Below are 22,707 nucleotides of genomic sequence, written 5' to 3' on the forward strand. Positions count from 1 at the left end.
ACTTAAGCAATCGGAATCGTTTAAGTTAAACGGTGAAAGACGTTCCAATGGAGCGATCAAAGCCGTTTACTGAAGCTGTTTAAGTAGAACAGCAAAATTATTCAAAGTATAACCATCAAAAACATCAAAAGTCATGTTACTATACAACGTAAAAAAAGAAGAGATGCGCATCGGTAAACACAAGGGCAAAACCATGTATTACGCCTCTCCCATTGCACAAGACAAGATTACCACCAAGCAGCTAGAGGATCGGATTGTCAATGCCACAGCCCTGAGCCGTGCCGACGTGCGGTCAGCCATCACCGCCTTGGCGAAAATCGTACGTGAAGAGATGCTCAGCGGCAGAACCGTTGACCTGGCCAACCTCGGGTCATTTAAGGTTGTATCCAACGGGAAACGCGTGGAAACGGAAAAAGCCGTTACCGCCGAAACTCTCAAAACACCACGCATTCAGTTTTTTCCCAAACTCGAAATGCGCAATCAGGCAAAAAACGTACAGCATGTGGTGATACGTGAAAGCGAGGCCGGATCGGCTAAACCGAGTCCGAATCCCGGAGATTTGCCCGAAGCACCCGATTCTGCTCTTTAATATTCATAACAAGAAACAATGAAGCAGCAAGTATTATTTTTCTTTTTCACGCTGATGCTCACAGGTATCAGCGTGTCCGCCCAAACAGGTGGAGGACGGATTGCAGGCGTGGTCATCGACAATGCAGGCGAAGAACCACTGCCCGGCGCAACCATCTTCATCGAAGAGCTGAAAAAGGGCATTGTGACAGACGGGCATGGCGAGTTCTTACTTTCCGATGTTCCCGCAGCCACTTATACGCTTACTGTAAGGTTTATAGGCTACCACACGCAAACCCGCAAGCTCACGGTGGGTAAAGAGAGAGGGAAAAAAATCATCATCCGCCTGAAAGCCGAAGCAAAATCGTTGGACGAGGTGGTAGTGATGGGTAAGAGCGAAGCCCGTAAGTTACGGGAGCAGGCCATGCCCATATCCGTTATCAGCATGAACCAGATACAAGGAACGGTTAACAATGTACAAGACATTCTGGCAAAAACTGCCGGAATCACCGTGCGTGCCACGGGTGGAACGGGCAGTATCTCTCGCATATCGGTGCGCGGACTGGAAGGCAAACGCATCGGGCTTTTCATTGACGGGAATCCGATGAACGACAATTCCGATTTTATCGACATCAATGATATTCCGGTCGAAATGATCGACCGCATCGAGATATACAAAGGAGTTGTCCCTGCCAAGTTCGGAGGTTCTGCCGTAGGTGGTGCGGTCAATATTGTCATCAAAGAGTATCCGCCTAAATATTTGGACGTGAACTATTCTTACGGCAGTTTCAATACGCACAATGCATCCGTTGTGAGCAAGATGAACATTGCCCCAAAAGGAATCGAGTTCGGGCTGGGAGGTTTTTATACCTATGCCGACAACGACTACAAGATGAAGTCTCCTTTTCAAGAGGGGCTTACTATAACCCGCGATCACGACAAGTTTAAAAAAACAGTCATCGGCGGTAGCTTTAAGGCACGGAAGTGGTGGTTTGACTTGGTGGAGTTTGAACCCGTTTTCATACATACTTACAAAGATATACAGGGGATAGAATCGAACATCCGGCATGCACACAGCCATTCCAACGCCTTTATTTTCGCCAATAAGATGGAGAAAGAAAACTTCCTCTTAGACGGCCTGGACTTGGACTGGCAGCTGGGGTATATCTATACCGACTATCATTTTGCCGATACCGCCTCGCACCGCACACATTGGGATGGAACGCATTATCCGGCAGTTTCCGAATTCGGCGGCGAAATCGGCAAATGGGCTTCATTATTGACGAATGAAAAGCATCAATTGCAGCACAAATTGAATCTCAACTATCTTGTCAATGAGAACCATTCGGTAAACTTCAACTCTTTGCTGAAATACGCTCATGCCAACCCTCGTGATGGGATGAAGGACAAGGTCATAGGTTATCGTACCGACTTTCCAAGCAATATGTTCAGTTGGGTGGCAGGCTTGAATTACGACTATCGCACCTCGAACGATAAGTTCCTTAACTCTTTCAACGTCAAGTATTACTACTACTCGATGAAAACGCGGATGGCAAGTGTCCTGGTAAAGACAGCAGAGGATATAGACACACACAAGAATGATTTCGGCATCAGCAATGCACTTCGCTACCGCATCACACCCAGTCTGATGGCAAAAGCTTCGTTCGGATATGATGTAAGGCTTCCATCGGAAGAGGAACTGTTGGGTGATGGATACGTGATAGCTCCTGCCGGCAATCTCACTCCCGAACGCAATATAAGTGTCAACATAGGAATGTTATTCGATTTAACTGGAAAAGCCTCCTCTAACTTACAGATTGAACTGAACGGATACTATATGCATCTCAAAGACATGATTCGCTTTACGGGCGGATTCTTGCAGTCGCAGTATCAGAACTTCGGCGAGATGCGGACTCTTGGTATGGAAGCAGAGGTGAAAGCCGACATGACACGGTGGCTCTATGGCTATGTGAACGCCACTTACCAAGATCTGCGAGATGTGCGTAAGTATGAACAAAATACAACTGTTGCCAACCCTACCAAAGGTAGCCGTATGCCCAATATACCCTATCTGATGGCAAACGCAGGATTGGAGTTTCACAAAGAAAATCTGTTCGGAGGCAGCGGGATGAATACGCGCATATTCACCGATGCTTCATTTGTGGAAGAATATCTGTACGACTTCGAACAAAGCCAATTCCAGCAGCATCGCATACCTCGAGCCCTCTCGTGCAATATAGGCTTTGAGCAAAGCTTTGGCAATGGGCGCTACTTCATTATGGGAAAAATAAACAACCTGACCGATACAAAAATGATCAGCGAGTTTAACCGTCCTTTACCCGGACGTAGCTTCACTATCAGATTCAGATACGTATTTAAGTAACAAATTAACAATCATTAAACAAAAAAAGAAATGAAAAAGAATGTATTTTTTGTAGCAGCGATATTCGCTGCATTGTGCCTTAACTCATGTGACAAGAATGATCCGGACAATCCTATTGCAGGAGGTTCGGGAAAGATTCTCCTAACAACAGCCCTACCCAATGCAACAGGTATGGATGGAACGGTTTATATGCAACTCATTGATGAGCCTGTATTAGGCAAGACGATGGCTACCAATAACAACAATGGTATAAATGTTCCCTTTGGCAGTTCTTATCCTATGATAATAGGTCAGGAAGTCTATGTCTTCCCAAGCTATCATTTGACAATGGACAAAAACGAACTGATTAAATACCGTCGCACGAATGGAATTTTACAAAGAGAGGGAAGCTTGCAATTGCCTGCCAATAACAGTGCCAACAATCTTGTCAAACTATCTTCCACAAAAGCCTATCTATCGCTTGCCGGACTAGGACTGATTTACATATTTAATCCCGAAACGATGCAGAAGACAGGAGAGATCAACCTGACCTCTTTGGGTATTCAAGATAATAATCCGGACATCGGAATCATGATTGAGCGTGACGGATATGTGTTTGCTGGTCTAAGCCAGATGGTGGGAGGTTGGACAAGCCCTGAGAATTACAAACAAGCAGATGTAGCCGTCATTGACACCAAGACGGACAAGTTGGTCAAGATGATTTCAGAGAAAACCAGTGGTTTTTCTCAAGCCACACGTCCGATCGACCCCAAGTCTTTATTCATGGATGAAAAAGGCGATATATACATTTCTTGTCTCGGGAACTTCGGAATGGTGGCAGGTCATAAGGCCGGCATACTTCGGATTAAGAAAGGAGAAACAGACTTTGATCCAACATACCATTGGACGATAACCGGAGCTTCTATCGAAGGAGAAGAGAAAGTAGCTGGTTTTGCCGCTTCAATTTGTTATGCAGCCAATGGCAAAGCCTACGGATACATTGATATTCCCGGTTATTACAAACCAGGAGAAACGGGACATGGCGCTATAGCGAGCCGAGCTGTAGTCTTTGATTTATACAATCAGAAGATGAAGAAAATAGAAGGATTGGATTTGTCCAATGGCTATGGCGTGTTAGTGTCTAAATATAAAGACGGTTTGGCAATCGCCAATGCTTCAACGACAACAAAAGGCATCTATTATCTCAATCCTCAGACAGATAAGATTAATCCTATTCCTATGATAACCACCATAGGAAATCCCATGGCTATAGAGTGGTTCGGCAACTAAACTTATAACGCGAGTTCGGGATAGCCTCCTTCCAAAAATAAAGAGGGTGTCCGACTGATGAAGTGACCCCAAAAATTTGGACTGGTTAAACACTATCCAGTTATAGAAAGAGTTCGGTATTGTACTGGACTCTTTCCTTTTAACCGGGACTTAATTCTTTTATTATTATAATAATCTATATATCCTTCCAAAGCCTTTGTGAAGTCTTCCGGAGACTCGAACTTTTCAGCGTATAGAAGTTCAGATTTCATAATTCTGAAAAAATTCTCCATCATAGAGTTGTCCAGACAGTTTCCCTTTCTCGACATACTTTGAATTATATGATGCTCTTCAAGCCTTTTCCGATATCCGAAGTGTTGGTATTGCTAACCTTGATCAGAATGAAGTACGAGTCCGTCAAGGTTATCACACTTATCAAATGCTTTATCGAGCATGTCATATACTTGTTCAAGATGAAGTGCACCCTCTTACATTTTATTTTTTTAGGAATATCCCCAAATAACTTGATGTCTGCTTTAACGATAGAACCTGTTAGGTGTTTGCAGCGGACATCACCATAACCCATTGCCATTACCACTACTTCTTGCAGTTGTTGTGAGCCCTCTCTTAAGTTGATGAAAAACTTCCGCTAATTGTTTACCGGAACTTCTTGTGTTTGATAACCAATGAATGAAATGACCAAGGTTTCTTCGGAAGATACATTGGCTAATGCAGTCGGTGATACAACCGTTGCTTGTACCTTTTACGAAGACTGACGCACCGGTAACCAGACCGAAATCATCATTCACGGTACCGGAAATGCTTAGCTAGAAATAGCTTGTGAGCTGATTCTATTTTAAAATATAAATGTTAGTTTTATGTTAGATAATTCCGGATACTTTAATCTTAAGAATTTGATTATAATACATATATAAATTTATTTGTTAGATTTAAAGTTTTTTTTTATAACTGTAAAATACAGATTTAGCCTTATATTTACAATATGATATTATTGATTTTATCTAGTAAAAAAGCTTTTGCATTATAAGGACATTCAATTCTTCTTCCAGAATTGTAGTATATGTTTTATAATCATACCAATAAGATAAAAAAGATAATGGTCAAAATAAAGCTCTCAAAACAAAATACTTGTTGTTCAATTATCTTATAATAGTAAAAATGAATTTGTTGATTCCGCAAAAGAGTTTGTATCAGATGTTGAGGTTTCAACAATATTAAATATTACTTTTATTTATAGTAACTAATTTGCATTAATATGAGAAAGGTATTTATTCTTTTGTTTATTTCTTTAGCATTGTTATCCTGTCAAAAAGAGGAAAACAATAGAAAAACAGAGTATCAAGTATTAACAAGTAAGGACGCATCCAAACCGTTTAGCTGTCTTGGAGAGAAACGTATTATTACGATTACGATTATAAAAAAAACATTAATAGATGATGTTTTAAGTTCAGAGGTTCCGATTATTCCCAGGGATGTTTCGGTAGAATTTGATAAAACTCTTTTTTCTGATATAGAAACAAAAGTGGAGGGCGATCAGGTAGTATTAAATATAACCTCAAATATTAATAAAGAAGATAAAATTTTGAATGCTGATTTACAGATTTCTTACTCTACTATTAATGGCATAAAAGTAGAAAAAATTCCACTAATTATAGATAAAGGAAAGTTGACATTTGTGTATAAAATCCATTCGGAACAGAATCCTTTTATTCTACCAGCTGAAGGTGGTAGATTTGAGTCACCTTTTACTTGTAAAAAACAGACATATTTGAATGGCCAGTTTATAGAGGAAACTTATTCATCATTAAACGGATTGAGATTTAAAACGATAAGTAGTGGTAATGTCTGGTTCCTTACAGTCAGAAAAGACGGAGAAAAAATTGGTTTTTACAAATTTTCTTTTGTGGGAGAAGGACCATATAACCAAAAAACAGATCCAGAGTGCTATTTTAACATATATACCCATGATGCAGATTTAATTACAGATAATCCTACAGAAATATTCAGACAAGATTTTATACAACCCCAGACCCCGGGTGAGGATTATTATAAACCTTCCCGGTCCTCTTATAAACATGGCACTTTTGACTTTTAACGTATTCAGTATTAACCTTAATTATATTAATTATAAAACAGTATACACGTTTGTTGATTTTGACAATTATGTTTTTAACTTCATATTTCGATGACAGAGAAGTAATGAAACAAGAATCTTCGCCACCATCTTTAGTAAAAAAAACTCGGCTTATCGTAACTAGTGTATATTCACTACTTTCTATATACTAATGCACTTCTTAATGTAGGTTATGTAGTAATTCATTATTTGAAAGCTGATAAAATATTTTTTTTTGAATATTTTATCAGCTTTGTATATTGCATAATATGATATAAATGAGATTTATTTTTGCTGCCTCTTGGCACGCAGCATTTCTGCCGCCTTCATTTCCGTCCAACGCTCGAAGTCCTCCACCTCTTTCCTTATTTTCCGTATCAGTTTCCTGTCCCTGTTCCACTCGAAGCAGTTCTCCAGTATGTCAAGCACCTTAGCGTCCATTCCCCCGTCACAGACAGCTTCCCCAACAAAACCCGTTAAATCATTGTGTTAATATATATTTCATGTATCTTTGCGGCATAGATATCTGTTGTGAAACAGGAATCTGCTTATATTATTCTTGCTTGTGACAAGCCGGAATCTTATAACTTAGTACAAAATAAAAAAATAAAAGAGGAGAGCTTCCGTTCTATGGAGCTCCTCTCACTTTTTATCTCTAGTGCCCGACTGCCTTTTATCTTTCTACTTTCCCAAAAGGAGTATCCTTCCCGCCAGCATACAGCACAGCGAAAACAGTATAGCCACTAAATTCTTCTCATTTGTGCAACCCCTTCTGTATTCATCTTCCAACCTTGTATATCGCTACCGAGATAGAAAATGGACAGATGCACAGCTGGTACGTCAATTATCAATACCAATATATACCAGTTCATACGTTCTCCCCAATAAAAAGATCCCCTAATTTATTTCTAGTTCACAGTCCAAATTTATACTTTCCTGTAAAATACAGGATATAGTCAAGTCTTCAAAGTTTTTCCCCTAAAGACACAGAAATATTACAAAAATCAATTATCACATTATATCTTATTTCTGATGATACAAAAGGAGATGGCAATCTATTTTTTAATTCTTTAGATGACATAAAGAATGCCTTTAAAATTAATTATTCAGAATCTAATTTGGGACTTCCTATTTTTTGTAAGGGATATTACAAAAAACAATTCCGTTTTTACTTTAACTATAAGTTCTGGTAGGGACCATCCAAACATGTTACCAGACCAACAAGACCAAGGGGAAGAGTTTAGAAGGATGTATTACAGCTACTAAAGATGATAAATGCCAAAACCAAATTCATTGCAATTGGAATTGGGGTAACAGTTATTTTTTATTTTTAGTTCAATCAAGCCGGGAAGAATGATTAATAATAAAAGAATCAAGTCTTTAAAGGAAGATATCAATAAATAACTCTTGCAACATGCAGTTTCTTTCTGGCTGAATTTGCGACTCTGGAGCTATATTCTGAGGAACGGTTTGGCGGCGGAATATGCCGTTAAACCGTCCGGTTTTCGTTAAACGAAAACACAACTTGCTGTCCCCTCTACGGGGACAACGTTTTTAAGTAGAACTGTAGATTGCCCCGACTGGTGCCTCCCTCCCGATGGCAACCTCTCCCGATTTCGGTCTGCTTCTTCAGGAAAGTTGGCGTTTTTTACCAATATTCCGGAGGCGGAATAGGCTGTAGCTTCCTGTAATAGTAGAGCATTCTACGATTATCCGACACATCAGATGGCTTCTTTTTCGTGATAATTGAATATTCAGAGAACTGAATATTTTGATAATCGGATAATCCGAATACTATTATATCTGTAGTCTCTTGGAATGTTACACAGTGACAACTGAATAATTGGCGTTTTGGATATTGCTATATTTGTATAATGGATAAGCAATTATAAAAGGCTACAATTATAATAGGCTGTTATTATACATTCCCCATCAGAGAGAAAGTTCCTTGAGCCTGCTGCCGTCCAGCCGGTGAACGGATACCGTACCGTCACAGTAAATAGCGAATGTTGGCATGTTCCCGTCCTTCGGGAAAGTGATGGAGCCGGTATTGCAGACCGCTGTATGCTCAGTCCGTTCAAGTTTCCACCGGTGGGTGTGACCATAAAAAAGACAATCGAACCTTCCCTTCGGCAGTCTGTCCTCATTGTAGATATGTCCGTGGGTGAGAAAGAAACGTTTTCCATTATCCACCAACAGGGTGTAATCGGACAGGATGGGAAAGTCCAGCAGCATCTGGTCCACCTCCGAATCACAGTTTCCACGGATGGCGACAATCTCACCGGCCATCGCATTGAGACGTTCTGCGATCCCTTTCGGGTCAAGTCCTTGAGGTATCCCGTTCCGGGGACCATAATTCAGGATATCTCCCAAAATACAAAGCATTCCGCATTGCTGCTCCCTGTAAAATGCCAGCACTTGTTCCAGTGCCGGTAACGAGCCATGTATGTCGGACACAATCAGGTATTTCATCATAATCTATTCGTTACGGGTTAAGTTTTCAATGCACAAAAATAAGCATAATTATCTAATCTTCCTAACCGGGGAAACGATGAGAAAAAAAGACAGGTTCCCTGAACTGTAGATTGCTGTATTGCTGTCCTTGTAGATTGCTGCAATGTTATAATCGGATACATAAAATAAGGGTATTTAGCCTTAGCTAAACTAAGCTAACAGTCTGACAATAAGGCTTCTAATACTATGACATGTGGGTTTATTATGCTACCTTAGTGGTATAATAATAAAGGATAAAAAGCTATGAACGAACAAGTTAGAAATATCTTAGAACAGAGTACCACCAAGACGAGCAAGATTGAGCAGCTGCTCCGTCTGGGCCTGATGCGCAGGGAAATTGCCGATTTGGTGACACGTGGCAACTATGGTTTTGTATATAATGTTGAGAAGAAAATGCTTGAAAGAGAAGGTGGAGTCTTGCTGAACAGGGCAGCAACCACCCTGATGGATTACACCTTCACCCACAAGTTCGGTATTGAGATTGAAGCCTATAACTGTAATATGGAAAGACTGGCACGCGAATTGAGGGAGGCCGGTATCCATGTTGCCGTTGAGGGTTATAACCACACGACCAAGGATCATTGGAAGCTGGTGACGGACAGCAGCCTGCAGGGAAATAATACTTTCGAGCTGGTCAGCCCGATACTGGTGGGTGAGAATGGCCTGAAAGAGCTGGAAACGGTATGCTGGGTGCTTGACATCTGTAATGCAAAAGTGAATGACAGTTGCGGGTTCCATGTCCATATGGATGCGGCTGGTTTCAATCTGGACACCTGGAAGAATCTGACTTTGACCTACAAGCATCTCGAACACCTGATTGATGCCTTTATGCCAAGGACACGCCGGAACAATACCTACTGCAAAACCCTCTCCGGTGTTTCCGACGAGAGAATCAAATCGGTAAGGACGATAGACGGCCTGCGGGAGGTCTTTAATAATGACCGATACCACAAGGTCAATTTTGAGGCTTATTCTAGGCACCGGACCGTTGAGTTCCGCCAGCATTCCGGTACGACCAATTTCACAAAGATGGAGAATTGGATCCGGTTCTTGAACGGATTAATTACCTTTGCGAAAAGATCCAGCCTTCCCAGCCGGATGACATTGGAGGAGTTACCCTTCCTGGACGGGAAACAGAAATTATTTTTTAAACTTAGAACTAAAAAGTTAGCGGTATGATACAGACTTATCATTTGCTGGATGGCGGTCAGATAACCGCCGCCAGCCCGGAAGAGTTCGTCCGGCTGCTCCGTGAGGGGAGCCGGTTCGACTATGATTGCACGGATCAGGAGTATATGGAGAACTTTGCCCGGCGTTACGGGGAGCTGCATGGCGTGTCAGTTGCCACCGATACCCCTGAACATTTCCTGACGGACTTGCAAGCCGCCGGTTACGTCCGGTAACCGGTATCGCTCCTTTATTATTAGTCCCTGCTTCAAAGATGAGGCAGGGATTTTTCTTTTTTCATTGCAACCTTTCCTGTCTGCCTGACGGCGTTTCCTCCTGTCAATTCCTGACTATCCATGACTATCCGTGACAGGGTATTTCATCTTTTCCCGGCATTCCTTTCTTTTGCAGTGTAGAACGATATACAATTATAAGCATTACAGTTTTACAGCATTATATTTTTATCTGATTATATAAAGAAAGCGTATGAAAAAAGAACCGTTATTAATTGCCTTTGCCAGCCAGAAAGGAGGAGTCGGAAAGTCTGCCTTCACAGTTCTGGTGGCCAGTATCCTTCACTACCAGAAAGGTTTGAAGGTGGGTGTCGTGGATTGCGACTCCCCCCAGCACAGCATCTCCCGGATGCGTGACCGGGACATAGAAAGCGTGCAGGAAAGTGATTTTCTCAAAGTGGTCCTCTACCGGCAGCATGAACAAATCCGGAAACGTTCCTATCCGGTAATCAAAAGCAATCCGGAGAAAGCGATAGAAGACCTGTACCGCTACATCGAAGAGCAGGATGCCGTCTTTGATGTCGTACTGTTCGACCTTCCGGGAACCCTCCGCAGCGAAGGGGTTGTCCATACCATTTCCGCAATAGATTACATTTTCATCCCCCTAAAGGCCGATAATGTCGTCATGCAGAGTTCCCTCCAGTTTGCCGAGGTGGTGGAGGAAGAACTGATTGCCAGGCACAACTGTAACCTGAAAGGCATCTATCTTTTCTGGAACATGGTCGACAAGCGTGAACGGACAGAAAGCTACGAGTCCTGGAACCGTGTCATACAAAAAGCGGAGTTACACCTGCTGGAGTCACGGATACCGGATACCAAACGCTATAACAAGGAGTTGAGCTCCCTGAAGAACAGTATCTTCCGTTCCACACTGTTCCCTCCCGACAACCGCCAGATAAAAGGTTCGGGTCTCTGTGAACTGATAGAGGAGTTATGTGCCGTAACACATCTGGATGCCTCCCATACCTTATAATAAAAGGAATTATGGACAGCGGAAAAAAGAAATTTGACCCTCGGAGCATTGATGAGAAGGCCATATTGGATATTGTCGCCAGGAAAGGGACGATACGACCGGACTCCCCTGCAACGAGTGTATCCCCTAAGCCGGAGGATACGGCAGAGGAGATTGCCGGGAGTAGCGAAGCTCCGGTCTTTACCACCGGGGAAATCGACGCTTACAGGGCATCCTTCCTGAATACGGTCAGGACCAAATCCCGTAAATCATTGCATATCGATGCCGACCTGCATCGCCGCATCTCTTCCTTGGTATGGGCGGTGGGACGTGGCGAGGTGACCGTAGCCGGTTTTGTAAACCAGGTGCTGGCACATCATTTCGAAGAGAACGGCGGATTGATAAACGCTGTGCTGGAGAAGTATTACCAATCACTAAAATCATAAGGACATGGAATACCTTTTTATTATCCTGTTCATCTATGCCTCTTACCTGAGCATTGAAAAGTATGTGCATACAGGCAGCATTTTCACATGGAGAGGCAGAAAGGACAAGAAGGAACGTCGGACTGCACCTGCCGCCATCCATCCGGCAATTGCTCCGTCTCAGGCGGGAATAATAGGCAAAAGCCGATACCAAATGCGACATTCACTGACAATAGATGACAATAGCGGACAGCCTGAATCAGGCATAGAAAAGAGTGATACCTTTACTCCCGAAAAGAAAACAGAGCCGGTTCTCCGAGTACACGAACCCCTTGATAAGAATACGAAATTCCCGGAAGTTCCGGCTCTTTTTCAAAAACTGAATTATCCTGAAATTGATTATATGCAGGAGCCCTCTCCTTCTTCCGGTGAAGAAAAAGAGGAGATTCCCGAACGCTACGAGATTACGGGATACGTACAGCGGAGCAATCCCCACCGGGCAACCGGTGTCACCTTTGACGATATGGATATGATTGAGAAAGCAATGGCATCGGACGAACTTACGGAAGCGGAACAGGAACAGGCCCGGCAGACTTTCCAAAAGCTGGAAGGCACGAACATGGAAAGGGTACTGCAGGCGAGCGTCTTGGGAAGCAGCGATAAACTGAAACGCTATATGCGTTTGTATGTAGACCGGGGTGAACCCCATTTATTGACTGGAAAGAATAGGGACGACATTCTCCGGGAATTTGATATTACGGAGCATGTGCCCCAATAAAATAGAACAAGTAAGGAATATGAGACAGTATTATGATTCCGGTTGATCCGGGTGCAGCGAGTTTTAAAACAGAATGTATAACCTAAAAAGACGAAAAAGCATGATAGATTTCTTTGACTCCGGTTGATCCGGGCAGGACGGGTTCTTGAAACGTAGTGTATAACCTGTTAAAAGGAAGATATAGATATATGAGAGGCTTCTATGATTCCGGTTGATCCTTACCCTTTACCGGAGCGAACATTAAAAGAGTGATTAACCCCTTAAAAACGGAGGTATCTATGATTGGTTACTATGACTCAGGTTGATCCTAAAAAGACATCGTGGTTGCAAGGACAAATCCGCAGGCAGGAAACTTCCTGCGGTTTGTTTGAAACAAGGTTTTTATTCACATTAAAAAATTAGATTGTATATGAAAAGACATTTTAAAAAGACGGTTGCTCTTATCGCATGAATAGCTGTTTCCACCCTGAGTGCCTATGCCGAAGGGGACGGAAGTGCCGGTATAACAAAGGCCACATCCATGCTTACCGGTTATTTTGACCCCGCCACCAAGTTGATATATGCGGCAGGGGCTATTGTGGGGCTGATAGGTGCCATTAAGGTATATTCGAAGTTCAGTAGCGGCGACCCCGACACCGGTAAAACCGCCGGGAGCTGGTTTGGAGCCTGCGTCTTCCTCATCGTCGCGGCGACAGTCCTTCGTTCCTTCTTCCTGTAATATAGCAGGCTATGGAATACAATATCAACAAGGGAATCGGACGCAACGTGGAATTCAACGGCTTGCAGGCACAATACCTGTACTTTTTTGTCGGGGGCTTGCTGGCCATTTTCCTGCTGTTCGTCATCTTCTATATGATAGGTATTGACCGGTGGTTCTGTATCGGTTTCGGTGTCCTCTCCGCTTTCTCTCTGATCTTCGGGGTGTTCCACCTGAACAAGAAGTATGGTCCCAACGGCTTGATGAAGCTGGCCGCAGTCAAGTACCACCCGTCCTATATCATCAATCGCAAACGTATATCTTCCTTATTTAAAAAACGCATTCATGAGAAATATATTAAAAGCCGCAACGCTGGAAAGTAAGTTTCCAATCCTGTCCGTGGAGGAAGGGTGCATTCTCTCCAAAGACGCGGACGTGACCATCGGCTTCAAGGTCTTTCTTCCGGAGCTGTTCACGGTCACTTCCGCAGATTATGCATCCATGCACGGCACATGAACAAAGGCAGTCAAGGTACTGCCGAATTATACGATAGTACACCGCCAGGACTGGTTTCTGAAAGAAAATTACAAGGCCGACACGCAGAAAGACGGGATGAGTTTTTTGGACCGTTCTTTCGAACTTCATTTTAATGAACGGCCTTTCCTAAATCATTTCTCTTACCTGTTTATCACCAAGACGACTAAGGAACGCAGCCGCAGCCAGAGCAATTTCTCCATCCTCTGCCGGGGGAATATAATTCCGAAGGAAGTCCGGGACAAAGAAACGGTCAGCCTGTTTTTGGAGAGTGTCGACCAGTTCGAGCGCATCCTGAATGACTCGGCCTTTATCCGTCTGGAGCGGTTGACCACCGATGAGATAGTCGGCACACCGCAGCAGGCCGGATTGATTGAAAAGTATTTTTCTCTTTCGCAGCAGGACACGACCACACTGAAGGATATACAGATGAGCGCGTCGGAGATGCGCATCGGGGATGATATCCTCTGCGTACATACGCTTTCCGATGTGGATGATCTTCCCGGTTCCGTCCAGACGGATACCCGGTATGAGAAATACTCCACCGACCGCAGCGACTGCCGTCTAAGTTTTGCCGCTCCGGTGGGGCTAATGCTCTCCTGTAACCATATTTACAACCAGTTCCTGTTCATCGATGATTCGGCAGAAATCCTGCAACGCTTTGAGAAGACGGCACGCAACATGCACTCGCTTTCCAAATACAGCCGAGCCAACCAACTTAACAAGCAGTGGATTGATGCCTACCTGGACGAGGCGCATTCCTTCGGGCTGACCGCCATCCGTTGCCATTGCAATGTCATGGCATGGTCGGACAGCCGGGAGAAGCTCAAGGTGATAAAGAACGATACCGGTTCTGCTCTGGCCCTGATGGGATGCAAGCCCCGTTATAATACCATTGACGCACCTGCCTTGTATTGGGCAGGTATTCCGGGAGGCGAGGGCGATTTCCCTTCCGAGGAGTCCTTTTTCACTTTCGTCGAACAGGGAGTCTGCTTCTTTACGGAAGAGACGAACTATGCGGATTCCCTGTCGCCATTCGGTATCAAGATGGCAGACCGGACAAACGGGAAGCCCCTGCATCTGGATATTTCGGACGAACCGATGCGTCGTGGTATTACAACCAACCGTAACAAGCTGGTCATCGGGCCTTCCGGTTCGGGCAAGTCATTTTTTATGAACCATCTTGTGAGACAGTATTGGGAACAGAATACCCACATTATATTGATCGACATCGGTAACAGTTACAAGGGATTATGTGACCTGATTCACCAGCGCACAAACGGTGAGGATGGCATATATTATACGTATAGTGAAAAACATCCGATAGCTTTTAATCCATTTTTCACCGAAGGTGCGCCCATAATGGAAGCGTAGTAAATATCTCTTTAGCAAGAGATTAGGTTAGAGTTCAAATTTCATAAATGTAACAAAATGAAAAGGAAACCTACTCCCAGCCAACTTATCCTAAAGGGAAACCCGAGGGGGAGTGCAGCATGTTGGAAAAGCGATAAGTCAACAAATTGTCATGTTGCGACTGAATTGCGAGGGGGAACGATAGACACGAGGATGAAGCCTGATTGGTTGAACGATAGCTCAGTGGCAAATGAAGAAGCGATGGCGAAAGACAATTATATACGCCATACTGTGATACCTTTTCTCAGTCGTTCGGGAGAAGAGGCAAGAACTAATTACAGCACAACCGTAATAAACGGAGAAAAGAGCGAACGTCGCATCCGACAGTCTATCACGCTAATAGTTATTACGCTAACTAAATGGGGATTGCCTAAACCGAAACGCCGTAAGGCTATAGAGTTTGCTCTTGAATATTCGGCATGGCAACGGAGCTTCCATAGTAGTCCGAACAGGGGAAAGCCTTGTACATGGCGAAGGGAAGCAGTTGATAATTTTAATATAAATCAAAGGAAAACGTGAGAGACGTATGAGAAATCCAGAGAAAGTATTAAACACTTTATGTTTACACAGCAAAGTTTCGGACTATAAGTACGAAAGACTGTATCGTATCCTATTCAATGAAGATATGTTTTATGTTGCTTATCAGCGTATATACGCCAAGCAAGGTAACATGACATCAGGCGCAGATGGCAAAACAATAGACCAAATGAGCATTCAGAGAATAGAACATATTATTGAAAGTCTTAAAAATGAGACTTATCAACCCAAACCTGCAAAGAGGGTATATATTCCCAAAAAGAATGGCGGAAACCGTCCATTGGGAATACCATCTTTTGAGGATAAGTTAGTGCAAGAGGTAGCACGTATGATATTAGAAGCTATTTATGAGGGGCATTTTGAAAGCACCTCACACGGCTTCAGACCATACAAAAGTTGCCATACTGCATTAACACATATTCAACATCAGTTCACAGGAACACGTTGGTTTATAGAAGGAGACATTAAAGGTTTCTTTGATAATATAAACCACAACATACTGATAGATACTCTTCGAGAACGAATATCAGATGAACGTTTCCTAAGGTTGGTGAGAAAGTTTCTCAATGCAGGATATGTTGATAATTGGAAATATAACCGCACATACTCAGGAACACCTCAAGGTGGAATTATTAGCCCAATATTGGCTAACATCTATCTCGACAAGTTCGATAAGTACATAAACGAGTATATTGAAAGGTTCAATAAAGGTGAGAAAAAAAGACGTAATGCAGTCTACTTTCAAAAGAATACCCAAGCGGTAAATCTAAGAAAGAAACTTAAAGTAGAAACTGACCCTTGTGTAAAGGCAGAGCTAACAGAAAAAGCAAAGAAATTACAAATAGAGATGCGTAATATACCATGTAGTCATGATATGGACGAAAATTACAGAAGAATGAAGTATGTAAGATATGCAGATGACTTCATCATTGGAGTTATTGGTTCTAAAGTAGATTGCGAAAAGATTAAAGCTGACATCACGAAATACATGAGCGATGTTCTTAATCTTGAACTCTCAGCAGAGAAAACGTTGATAACCCATGCACAAGACACTGCAAAATTTCTTGGGTATGAACTCTCTGTGAGGAAATCCTATGCGATGAAACGAAATCGTAAAGGAGTTCTCCAGCGTGATTTTAATGGTAGAGTTGTGCTTACGCTGCCAATAGAGACCGTAAAGAAGAAGCTAAAAGAGTACGATGCCATAAGTTTCGAGCAAGCAAACGGCAAAGAAATCTGGAAGCCAAAATCCCGGTCACATTTAACAGCTATGCAACCACACGATATATTAGCCCAATTCAATTGGGAAATACGTGGGTTCTATAACTATTACAGTATTGCTAATAATGTATCTGCCACATGTTCTAAGTTTGGTTACATCATGGAGTACAGTATGTATCTAACACTTGCTCAAAAGCTAAGAAGTACAATAAGCAAGTTGAAGAAAAAGTACGAGACAAACAAGCAGTTTATAATCCCATACAAGGATGATAAAGGGCGACAACAGTACCGAATACTGTATGATGATGGATTTAAACGCCAAACAACAAACGCAAACACAAATTGCGACACACAACCATTTACCGTAATTGTGCCACCTCCAACATTGGTGGAGAGGCTCAAAACTAATCGTTGTGAACTCTGCGGAGTAGAAAGTCCTACTGTTATGCACCACGTCCGTACACTCAAAACTCTATCAAAGGAGTACGAATGGAACAGAATAATGCTAAACAGAAACCGAAAAACTCTCGCTGTATGTCCAAGTTGCAACGCAAAGATACAAGAACATGAAAAATAAAGTGCATTTATCAACGGAGAGCCGTATACATCGAGAGGTGTACGTACGGTTCGGGGGCAGGCTCTCGAAAACCTGTCGTAGCAATACGACAAGGCGTCGAGTGCCGAGCCTACACAAGGTCTTTGACCTGGAAAAGAAAGAGTCCATTAAAACGCTGATCATGTCGCTCTGGAAAAGGGATACGGAAGTCATTACCCGTGCCGAGGAAGTAGCACTCTCAATGGCGGTTAACCTGTTCCTTGAAAAGATAAAGGAGGACAATGAGCTGGTTCCTTCCTTTAATACTTTCTACGAGTTCGTACAGGGAGAGTTCCGTGGAATACTGGAGGAGAAGCATTACCGCGAGAAGGATTTCGATCTCACTAACTTTCTGAATGTATTGGCTCCTTATTATCGTGGTGGAGAGTACGATTATCTGCTGAACTCCGACGAGCAGCTCGACCTCTTGAACAAGCGTTTTGTGGTATTTGAAATTGACGAAATTAAGGAGCATAAAATTCTTTTTCCGGTAGTCACTGTCATCATTATGGAGGCTTTCATAAACAAAATGAGACGTTTGCATGGGGTGCGAAAGATGATAGTTGTAGAGGAGGCTTGGAAGGCAATCGCACGTGAAGGCATGGCTGACTATATAAAGTTTTTATGTGCGCCCGTAAAGGTTGCATCGTAAATATCTCTTTGGCAAGAGATTAGGAAAGTGTTCTTTGAAAATGACCTATCATCAGCCGACTTATCTGTTTCGGGAAAACTTAACCGAGCAGGGAGTGTAGCATGTCGGAAAAGTCATAAGTCAGTTAGTTACCAAACTGCGACTGAATGGCGAGATGAAAAGATAGATATGAGGATAAAGTCCGAATTGATTGAACGATAGTCCGAATGGTCCCCCTTGAGGCTATGGCGTAAGGTAACTATCAATCGCCATATCGTGATACTACTTCAGTGTATAGGAATGAAGGTAGCAAGAACTTATCACGACACAACCGCAGTAAGCGAGTAAAGGACGGAAGTCGTATCCGACAATCTATCATGCCAACAGTTACGATGTAATAAACGGGGATTACCTATCCCGAAGTGCCGAAAGGCTATTAGGTTCGACCTATGAAAATTCGGAGTGGTAACGGAGCTTCCATAGTAGTTTGAGCAAGGTAACGCCTTGTACATGGCGAAGGGAAGCAGCTAATTATTAATACAATTAACGGAAAATGTGAGAGACATTATGAGAAGTCCAGAAAGAGTATTAAACAGTCTATCAGAACACAGTAAGGATGCAAGCTATAAGTTTGAACGTCTTTACAGAATTTTGTTCAATGAGGAAATGTTCTACGTTGCCTATCAGCGTATCTACGCTAAAGAGGGTAACATGACTAAAGGTTCAGACGGTCAGACCATTGACAACATGAGCCTGAAACGAATTGAAAAGTTGATTGATACGTTAAAAGATGAAACGTACCAGCCCCAACCGTCAAAGAGGGTGTACATACCGAAGAAAAACGGTAAGAAAAGACCTCTTGGCGTGCCGACTTTCAATGACAAGTTGATACAAGAAGTAGTAAGAATGGTACTGGAAGCCATATACGAGGGAAATTTTGAATACACCTCGCATGGTTTCCGTCCCAATCGAAGCTGCCATACTGCATTAACTCATATCCAAAAGGAGTTTAATGGTGCAAAATGGTTTGTGGAGGGAGACATAAAAGGCTTCTTTGATAATATAAACCATGATGTATTGATAAACATTCTCTTGGAGCGTATTGCGGATGAACGCTTCATCCGATTGATACGCAAGTTTATGAAAGCGGGATATATCGAAGACTGGCAATTCCACAATACTTACAGTGGCACACCGCAAGGGGGTATCATCAGCCCGATATTGGCTAATATATACCTTGACAAGCTGGATAAGTATATAAAGGAATACACAGCCAAATTCGACAAAGGGAAGAAACGAAAATTCAGTAGAGAAAGTATGGACTTTGGCAATGCAAGAAAACGTATTGTGCGAAGATTGAAGTTCGTAAAAGACGAAAGGCAAAGGACAAAGCTAATCCTTGAACTGAAAGCAATAGAACAAGGACGGGCTAAATATCCCAACGGCGAAGAAATGGATGCCGATTACAGAAGAATGAAATATGCAAGATATGCAGATGATTTTCTTGTGGGAATTATCGGAAGCAAGCAGGATGCGCAACAGATAAAAGAAGATATTAAAAACTTCCTTGCTGACAGACTGGCATTGGAGCTGTCCGATGAAAAGACACTTGTCACTCACACGGAAAGACCGGCCAAGTTTCTCGGATATGAAATCACTGTAAGAAAGTCCAATGACCAAAGACGGGATAAACGGGGTAGATTGAGAAGAACCTATGGTAAAAGGGTCTGCTTGAATGTCAGTACGGAAACAGTCCGTAAAAAACTTTTCGATTGGGGAGTATTGGAACTGACAAACCGTAACGGAAAGGAAATATGGAAACCGAAATGTAAATCGGGACTGATATTCAATGACGACCTTGAAATCCTTGATAGTTATAATCGGGAAATCGTGGGGTTCTATAATTACTACTCCATAGCCAACAACTGCGCCCATGCCTTGAATAATTTCAAGTACATCATGGAATACAGCATGTACAAAACGTTTGCAGGCAAATATAAGTGCCGAACACGTAAGGTAAACAAGAAATATCGTAAGAACGGTAGGTTTATCGTAACGCACATGACTAAAACTGGTGTAAAGGAAAGATACTTTTACGACGGTGGCTTCAAACGAAAGAAGCCCACCTATAAATCGGAATGTGACATTATGCCACGAACAATTTATACTGCGGGGCGGATAAGCCTTGTTGAAAGGCTGAAAGCCCGTGAGTGTGAATTATGTGGAGCGACAGACGACCTTGTTATGCACCATGTAAGGAAACTAAAGAACTTGCAGGGAAAGGAAAGCTGGGAACGACACATGATTGCCCGTAAACGCAAGACGATTGCCGTGTGCAGGAGTTGTCACAAGAAGATACATGACGGAAAGATAGACTGAAATTAGTGGAGAGCCGGATACGCTGAGAGGTGTAAGTCCGGTTCGGGGGCGAGCATTTGGAAACCTACCATAGAAATATGATAAGGCGCTGGGTGCTTAGCCTACACAAAACGGTTAGAAAGTATTTTGGTGAGGCCGTTGTCGTCACTCAAGAACTGGACGATATTGTATCAAGTCCCATTATCAAAGACACCATTATCAACAATGCCGATTGTAAGATTCTGCTGGATCAGCGAAAGTATATTAACAAGTTTGACTCCGTACAGTCCCTGCTCGGATTGACCGACAAAGAGAAAGGGCAGATATTGTCTATCAATCAGTCCAACGATCCGGCACGGAAGTATAAGGAGGTTTGAATAGGCTTGGGAGGTGTCCGGTCCGCTGTCTATGCCACAGAAACCTCTGTCGAGGAGTATCTCACCTATACCACGGAAGAAACCGAAAAACTGGAAGTCACACAAATGACAGAGAAGCTGGGCGGCAATATGGAGCAGGCTATCCGAATGTTGGCAAGTGAGAAGAAAAAGAAAAAATAAACGATTAAAATAAAGAAGCAATGAGAAAGAGAATTATAAGCATGTTGTTTGTCCTGTCGGCCTTTATAGTACCGGCAAGCGTACAGGCACAGTGGGTGGTGTCCGATCCGGGCAACCTCGTCCAGGGTATCGTGAACAGTGTCAACGAAATAGTGGAGACCTCGGAAACGGCGCAGAATGCCCTCTCCACATGGAAGGAGACCTCAAAGATTTTCGAGCAGGGGCGTGAGTATTACGACAAGCTGCGCAAAGTGAACGACCTGATCAGCGGCAGCGAGAAAGTCAAGGAGTCCGTCCTGATGCTCGGTGATATCTCCGAGATTTACGTGAACAATTTCGGCAAGATGCTAACCGACAAGAATTTCAGCCAGCGGGAGCTGAATGCGATAGCTGCCGGTTATAACACCATCATGAAGAAGAGCAGCCGCAGCATTACCGAGCTGAAGAATATCATCAATCCCACCGGCATGTCCATGAACGACAAGGAACGCATTGACCTGGTGAACCGGGTATACAGGGAAATGACACATTACAAGGAATTGGCCAACTACTACACCCGCAAGAACCTGCATGTATCCTACCTGCGTGCCAAGGAGAAGAACGAGCAGCAACAGGTATTTGACCTGTACGGCAAGGATGAGCGTTATTGGTAGTCTACAATTTTAAAAGAATCAATTATGGTATTATTATCCATTTCATTTGAAAATATGCACCAGATTCTTCGGAATCTCTATGATACGATGACCAAACTCTGCCACCCGATGATGGACATGGCGATGGCACTCGCTGCATTAGGAGCTTTGTTCTATATCGCTTACCGTGTCTGGCAGTCGCTCTCCCGTGCGGAGCCCATCGATGTCTTTTCGATGTTACGGCCTTTTGTCCTGGGCATGTGTATCCTTTTCTTTGACGTGATGGTGCTGGGAACTCTCAACGGTATCTTTAGCCCCATCGTTCAGGGAACCGGAATGCTGCTCCGTGACCAGACCTTCGACTTGCAGAAGTACCAGCAGGAGAAGGACAAGCTCCGTGCGGACATGATGGCTAAGACGATGATGACCGGACGTGTCTTTGCTTCCAATGAGGAGCTGGATGCGGAACTGGATAACATGGGCTGGAGTGAGGAGGAGCATACGGCCTTGCAGACCATGTATGAGGTTTCGTATGCCTTCTCCCTGCAAGGTATTGTCCAGATGGTCATGCGCAAATTGCTGGAGATTCTCTTCCAGTCCGCTTCGCTGGTCATCGACACGATCCGTACCTTTTTCCTGATAGTCCTAAGCATTTTGGGACCGATAGCCTTTGCCCTGAGTGTTTTTGACGGACTGCAGAACACGCTTGTCCAATGGCTGGCACGCTATATCAGTGTCTATCTCTGGCTACCGGTGGCTGATCTCTTCGGGGCGATGCTTGCCAAGATACAGACGCTAATCCTGCAGGAAGAGATGAACCTGATGGCCGATCCGATGAGTGTCATTGACGTGGACGGTTCCTCGGCCATCTATCTGATATTCATGGTCATCGGCATTATCGGATATTTTTGTGTGCCCACTGTTTCGAACTGGATTGTCCAAGCGGGAGGTATGAGTGCCTATAACCGGAATGTCAACAATACGACATCCAAGGTGACCAATGTAGCCGGTGCTGCGGCGGGTGCTTCGACGGGAAATGTCGGTGCCGTATTATTGAAAAAGTAGAAATTG

Annotated in this window: 19 protein-coding genes and 3 pseudogenes; 19 read left to right on the top strand and 3 right to left on the bottom strand. The window is 43.3% G+C overall.

Going from position 1 to position 22,707, the window contains the following annotated elements:
* Positions 1-133 precede the first annotated feature (133 nt).
* From KQP79_RS09355 to KQP79_RS09365, 3 genes are read left to right on the top strand one after another with little or no spacing between them, the layout of a single operon-like run.
* Positions 134-589, top strand: a complete 456-nt coding sequence (locus tag KQP79_RS09355; RefSeq protein WP_004318713.1) for an HU family DNA-binding protein — start codon at positions 134-136, stop codon at positions 587-589.
* 18 nt (positions 590-607) lie between these two features.
* Positions 608-2,950, top strand: coding sequence for a TonB-dependent receptor (locus tag KQP79_RS09360; protein ID WP_195310753.1), 2,343 nt, complete (start codon positions 608-610; stop codon positions 2,948-2,950).
* 30 nt (positions 2,951-2,980) lie between these two features.
* Positions 2,981-4,219: a DUF5074 domain-containing protein gene (locus KQP79_RS09365; RefSeq protein WP_004309907.1), complete on the top strand. Its 1,239-nt coding sequence runs from the start codon at positions 2,981-2,983 to the stop codon at positions 4,217-4,219.
* 92 nt (positions 4,220-4,311) lie between these two features.
* On the opposite strand, the gene KQP79_RS09370 is transcribed toward KQP79_RS09365, so the two are convergent.
* On the bottom strand, positions 4,312-4,527 hold the full coding sequence (locus tag KQP79_RS09370) for an IS3 family transposase (RefSeq protein ID WP_004312979.1): 216 nt from the start codon (positions 4,525-4,527) through the stop codon (positions 4,312-4,314).
* Positions 4,528-5,474: 947 nt separating this feature from the next.
* On the opposite strand from KQP79_RS09370, the gene KQP79_RS09375 reads away from it, so the two are divergent.
* On the top strand, positions 5,475-6,314 hold the full coding sequence (locus tag KQP79_RS09375; RefSeq protein ID WP_004309905.1) for a hypothetical protein: 840 nt from the start codon (positions 5,475-5,477) through the stop codon (positions 6,312-6,314).
* Positions 6,315-6,617: 303 nt separating this feature from the next.
* Here the strand turns inward: KQP79_RS09375 and KQP79_RS09380 are convergent, their stop codons facing one another.
* Together KQP79_RS09380 and yfcE are read right to left on the bottom strand one after the other, a co-directional pair.
* Entirely contained in the window at positions 6,618-6,773 is a 156-nt protein-coding gene (locus tag KQP79_RS09380) for a hypothetical protein (RefSeq protein ID WP_004309904.1), read from the bottom strand.
* Between the two features lie 1,491 nt (positions 6,774-8,264).
* Positions 8,265-8,804 carry a phosphodiesterase gene (gene yfcE, locus KQP79_RS09385; RefSeq protein ID WP_004309903.1) on the bottom strand — a complete coding sequence of 180 codons (540 nt, stop codon included), beginning with the start codon at positions 8,802-8,804 and terminating at the stop codon, positions 8,265-8,267.
* A gap of 285 nt (positions 8,805-9,089) precedes the next feature.
* Here yfcE and KQP79_RS09390 point away from each other — a divergent pair, with 285 nt between their 5' ends.
* The 15 genes and pseudogenes from KQP79_RS09390 (at position 9,090) to traJ (ending at position 22,701) form a co-directional block, all read left to right on the top strand.
* The gene (locus KQP79_RS09390; protein WP_004309902.1) at positions 9,090-10,025 is read left to right on the top strand and encodes an amidoligase family protein; all 936 of its coding nucleotides are present in this window, start codon (positions 9,090-9,092) and stop codon (positions 10,023-10,025) included.
* Entirely contained in the window at positions 10,022-10,249 is a 228-nt protein-coding gene (locus KQP79_RS09395) for a hypothetical protein (protein WP_004309901.1), read from the top strand. Before KQP79_RS09390 ends, KQP79_RS09395 begins: the two co-directional genes overlap by 4 nt.
* A 250-nt stretch (positions 10,250-10,499) precedes the next feature.
* The gene (locus KQP79_RS09400; protein WP_004309900.1) at positions 10,500-11,279 is read left to right on the top strand and encodes a ParA family protein; all 780 of its coding nucleotides are present in this window, start codon (positions 10,500-10,502) and stop codon (positions 11,277-11,279) included.
* Positions 11,280-11,290: 11 nt separating this feature from the next.
* Complete coding sequence (locus KQP79_RS09405; protein ID WP_004309899.1) at positions 11,291-11,704, top strand: DUF3408 domain-containing protein; 414 nt, start codon at positions 11,291-11,293, stop codon at positions 11,702-11,704.
* A 4-nt stretch (positions 11,705-11,708) separates the two neighbouring features.
* Positions 11,709-12,461, top strand: a complete 753-nt coding sequence (locus tag KQP79_RS09410; protein WP_004309898.1) for a hypothetical protein — start codon at positions 11,709-11,711, stop codon at positions 12,459-12,461.
* Positions 12,462-12,912: 451 nt separating this feature from the next.
* Positions 12,913-13,179 (top strand): DUF4134 domain-containing protein, encoded by a 267-nt coding sequence (locus tag KQP79_RS09415; protein WP_029425492.1) that lies wholly within the window; start codon positions 12,913-12,915, stop codon positions 13,177-13,179.
* Between the two features lie 11 nt (positions 13,180-13,190).
* Complete coding sequence (locus tag KQP79_RS09420; RefSeq protein ID WP_004309896.1) at positions 13,191-13,541, top strand: DUF4133 domain-containing protein; 351 nt, start codon at positions 13,191-13,193, stop codon at positions 13,539-13,541.
* Positions 13,504-15,042, top strand: a pseudogene (locus tag KQP79_RS09425) (TraG family conjugative transposon ATPase); the annotation flags it as partial. The gene KQP79_RS09420 and the pseudogene KQP79_RS09425, both read left to right, overlap by 38 nt.
* Positions 15,043-15,123: 81 nt before the next feature.
* On the top strand, positions 15,124-15,624 hold the full coding sequence (locus KQP79_RS09430) for a hypothetical protein (RefSeq protein ID WP_007851780.1): 501 nt from the start codon (positions 15,124-15,126) through the stop codon (positions 15,622-15,624).
* A 7-nt stretch (positions 15,625-15,631) separates the two neighbouring features.
* Positions 15,632-17,440, top strand: a complete 1,809-nt coding sequence (locus tag KQP79_RS09435) for a reverse transcriptase/maturase family protein (RefSeq protein ID WP_004310327.1) — start codon at positions 15,632-15,634, stop codon at positions 17,438-17,440.
* 115 nt (positions 17,441-17,555) lie between these two features.
* Positions 17,556-18,110 (top strand): annotated as a pseudogene (locus KQP79_RS09440) (TraG family conjugative transposon ATPase); the annotation flags it as partial.
* A 546-nt stretch (positions 18,111-18,656) separates the two neighbouring features.
* Complete coding sequence (locus KQP79_RS09445; RefSeq protein WP_032855781.1) at positions 18,657-20,468, top strand: reverse transcriptase/maturase family protein; 1,812 nt, start codon at positions 18,657-18,659, stop codon at positions 20,466-20,468.
* Between the two features lie 101 nt (positions 20,469-20,569).
* A pseudogene (locus tag KQP79_RS09450) lies at positions 20,570-21,004 on the top strand (conjugal transfer protein TraG); the annotation flags it as partial.
* A 20-nt stretch (positions 21,005-21,024) separates the two neighbouring features.
* Positions 21,025-21,657 (top strand): DUF4141 domain-containing protein, encoded by a 633-nt coding sequence (locus tag KQP79_RS09455; RefSeq protein WP_004318720.1) that lies wholly within the window; start codon positions 21,025-21,027, stop codon positions 21,655-21,657.
* A 24-nt stretch (positions 21,658-21,681) separates the two neighbouring features.
* The gene (gene traJ, locus KQP79_RS09460; protein ID WP_004308042.1) at positions 21,682-22,701 is read left to right on the top strand and encodes a conjugative transposon protein TraJ; all 1,020 of its coding nucleotides are present in this window, start codon (positions 21,682-21,684) and stop codon (positions 22,699-22,701) included.
* The last annotated feature ends 6 nt before the right edge of the window (positions 22,702-22,707 follow it).

It is taken from the genome of Bacteroides sp. DH3716P (genome assembly GCF_025914115.1).
Lineage (GTDB): Bacteria > Bacteroidota > Bacteroidia > Bacteroidales > Bacteroidaceae > Bacteroides > Bacteroides ovatus.

What these genes read in the sequence shown, in the direction of transcription:
- KQP79_RS09380 (WP_004309904.1), bottom strand. Translation starts at nt 6,773, where the DNA reads ATGGACGCTAAGGTGCTTGACATACTGGAGAACTGCTTCGAGTGGAAC.
- KQP79_RS09435 (WP_004310327.1), top strand. Translation starts at nt 15,632, where the DNA reads ATGAGAAATCCAGAGAAAGTATTAAACACTTTATGTTTACACAGCAAA.
- KQP79_RS09445 (WP_032855781.1), top strand. Translation starts at nt 18,657, where the DNA reads ATGAGAAGTCCAGAAAGAGTATTAAACAGTCTATCAGAACACAGTAAG.
- KQP79_RS09410 (WP_004309898.1), top strand. Translation starts at nt 11,709, where the DNA reads ATGGAATACCTTTTTATTATCCTGTTCATCTATGCCTCTTACCTGAGC.
- KQP79_RS09405 (WP_004309899.1), top strand. Translation starts at nt 11,291, where the DNA reads ATGGACAGCGGAAAAAAGAAATTTGACCCTCGGAGCATTGATGAGAAG.
- yfcE (WP_004309903.1), bottom strand. Translation starts at nt 8,804, where the DNA reads ATGAAATACCTGATTGTGTCCGACATACATGGCTCGTTACCGGCACTG.
- KQP79_RS09370 (WP_004312979.1), bottom strand. Translation starts at nt 4,527, where the DNA reads ATGTCGAGAAAGGGAAACTGTCTGGACAACTCTATGATGGAGAATTTT.
- KQP79_RS09420 (WP_004309896.1), top strand. Translation starts at nt 13,191, where the DNA reads ATGGAATACAATATCAACAAGGGAATCGGACGCAACGTGGAATTCAAC.
- KQP79_RS09400 (WP_004309900.1), top strand. Translation starts at nt 10,500, where the DNA reads ATGAAAAAAGAACCGTTATTAATTGCCTTTGCCAGCCAGAAAGGAGGA.
- KQP79_RS09390 (WP_004309902.1), top strand. Translation starts at nt 9,090, where the DNA reads ATGAACGAACAAGTTAGAAATATCTTAGAACAGAGTACCACCAAGACG.
- KQP79_RS09430 (WP_007851780.1), top strand. Translation starts at nt 15,124, where the DNA reads ATGAAAAGGAAACCTACTCCCAGCCAACTTATCCTAAAGGGAAACCCG.
- KQP79_RS09375 (WP_004309905.1), top strand. Translation starts at nt 5,475, where the DNA reads ATGAGAAAGGTATTTATTCTTTTGTTTATTTCTTTAGCATTGTTATCC.
- KQP79_RS09455 (WP_004318720.1), top strand. Translation starts at nt 21,025, where the DNA reads ATGAGAAAGAGAATTATAAGCATGTTGTTTGTCCTGTCGGCCTTTATA.
- KQP79_RS09365 (WP_004309907.1), top strand. Translation starts at nt 2,981, where the DNA reads ATGAAAAAGAATGTATTTTTTGTAGCAGCGATATTCGCTGCATTGTGC.
- KQP79_RS09355 (WP_004318713.1), top strand. Translation starts at nt 134, where the DNA reads ATGTTACTATACAACGTAAAAAAAGAAGAGATGCGCATCGGTAAACAC.
- traJ (WP_004308042.1), top strand. Translation starts at nt 21,682, where the DNA reads ATGGTATTATTATCCATTTCATTTGAAAATATGCACCAGATTCTTCGG.
- KQP79_RS09395 (WP_004309901.1), top strand. Translation starts at nt 10,022, where the DNA reads ATGATACAGACTTATCATTTGCTGGATGGCGGTCAGATAACCGCCGCC.
- KQP79_RS09360 (WP_195310753.1), top strand. Translation starts at nt 608, where the DNA reads ATGAAGCAGCAAGTATTATTTTTCTTTTTCACGCTGATGCTCACAGGT.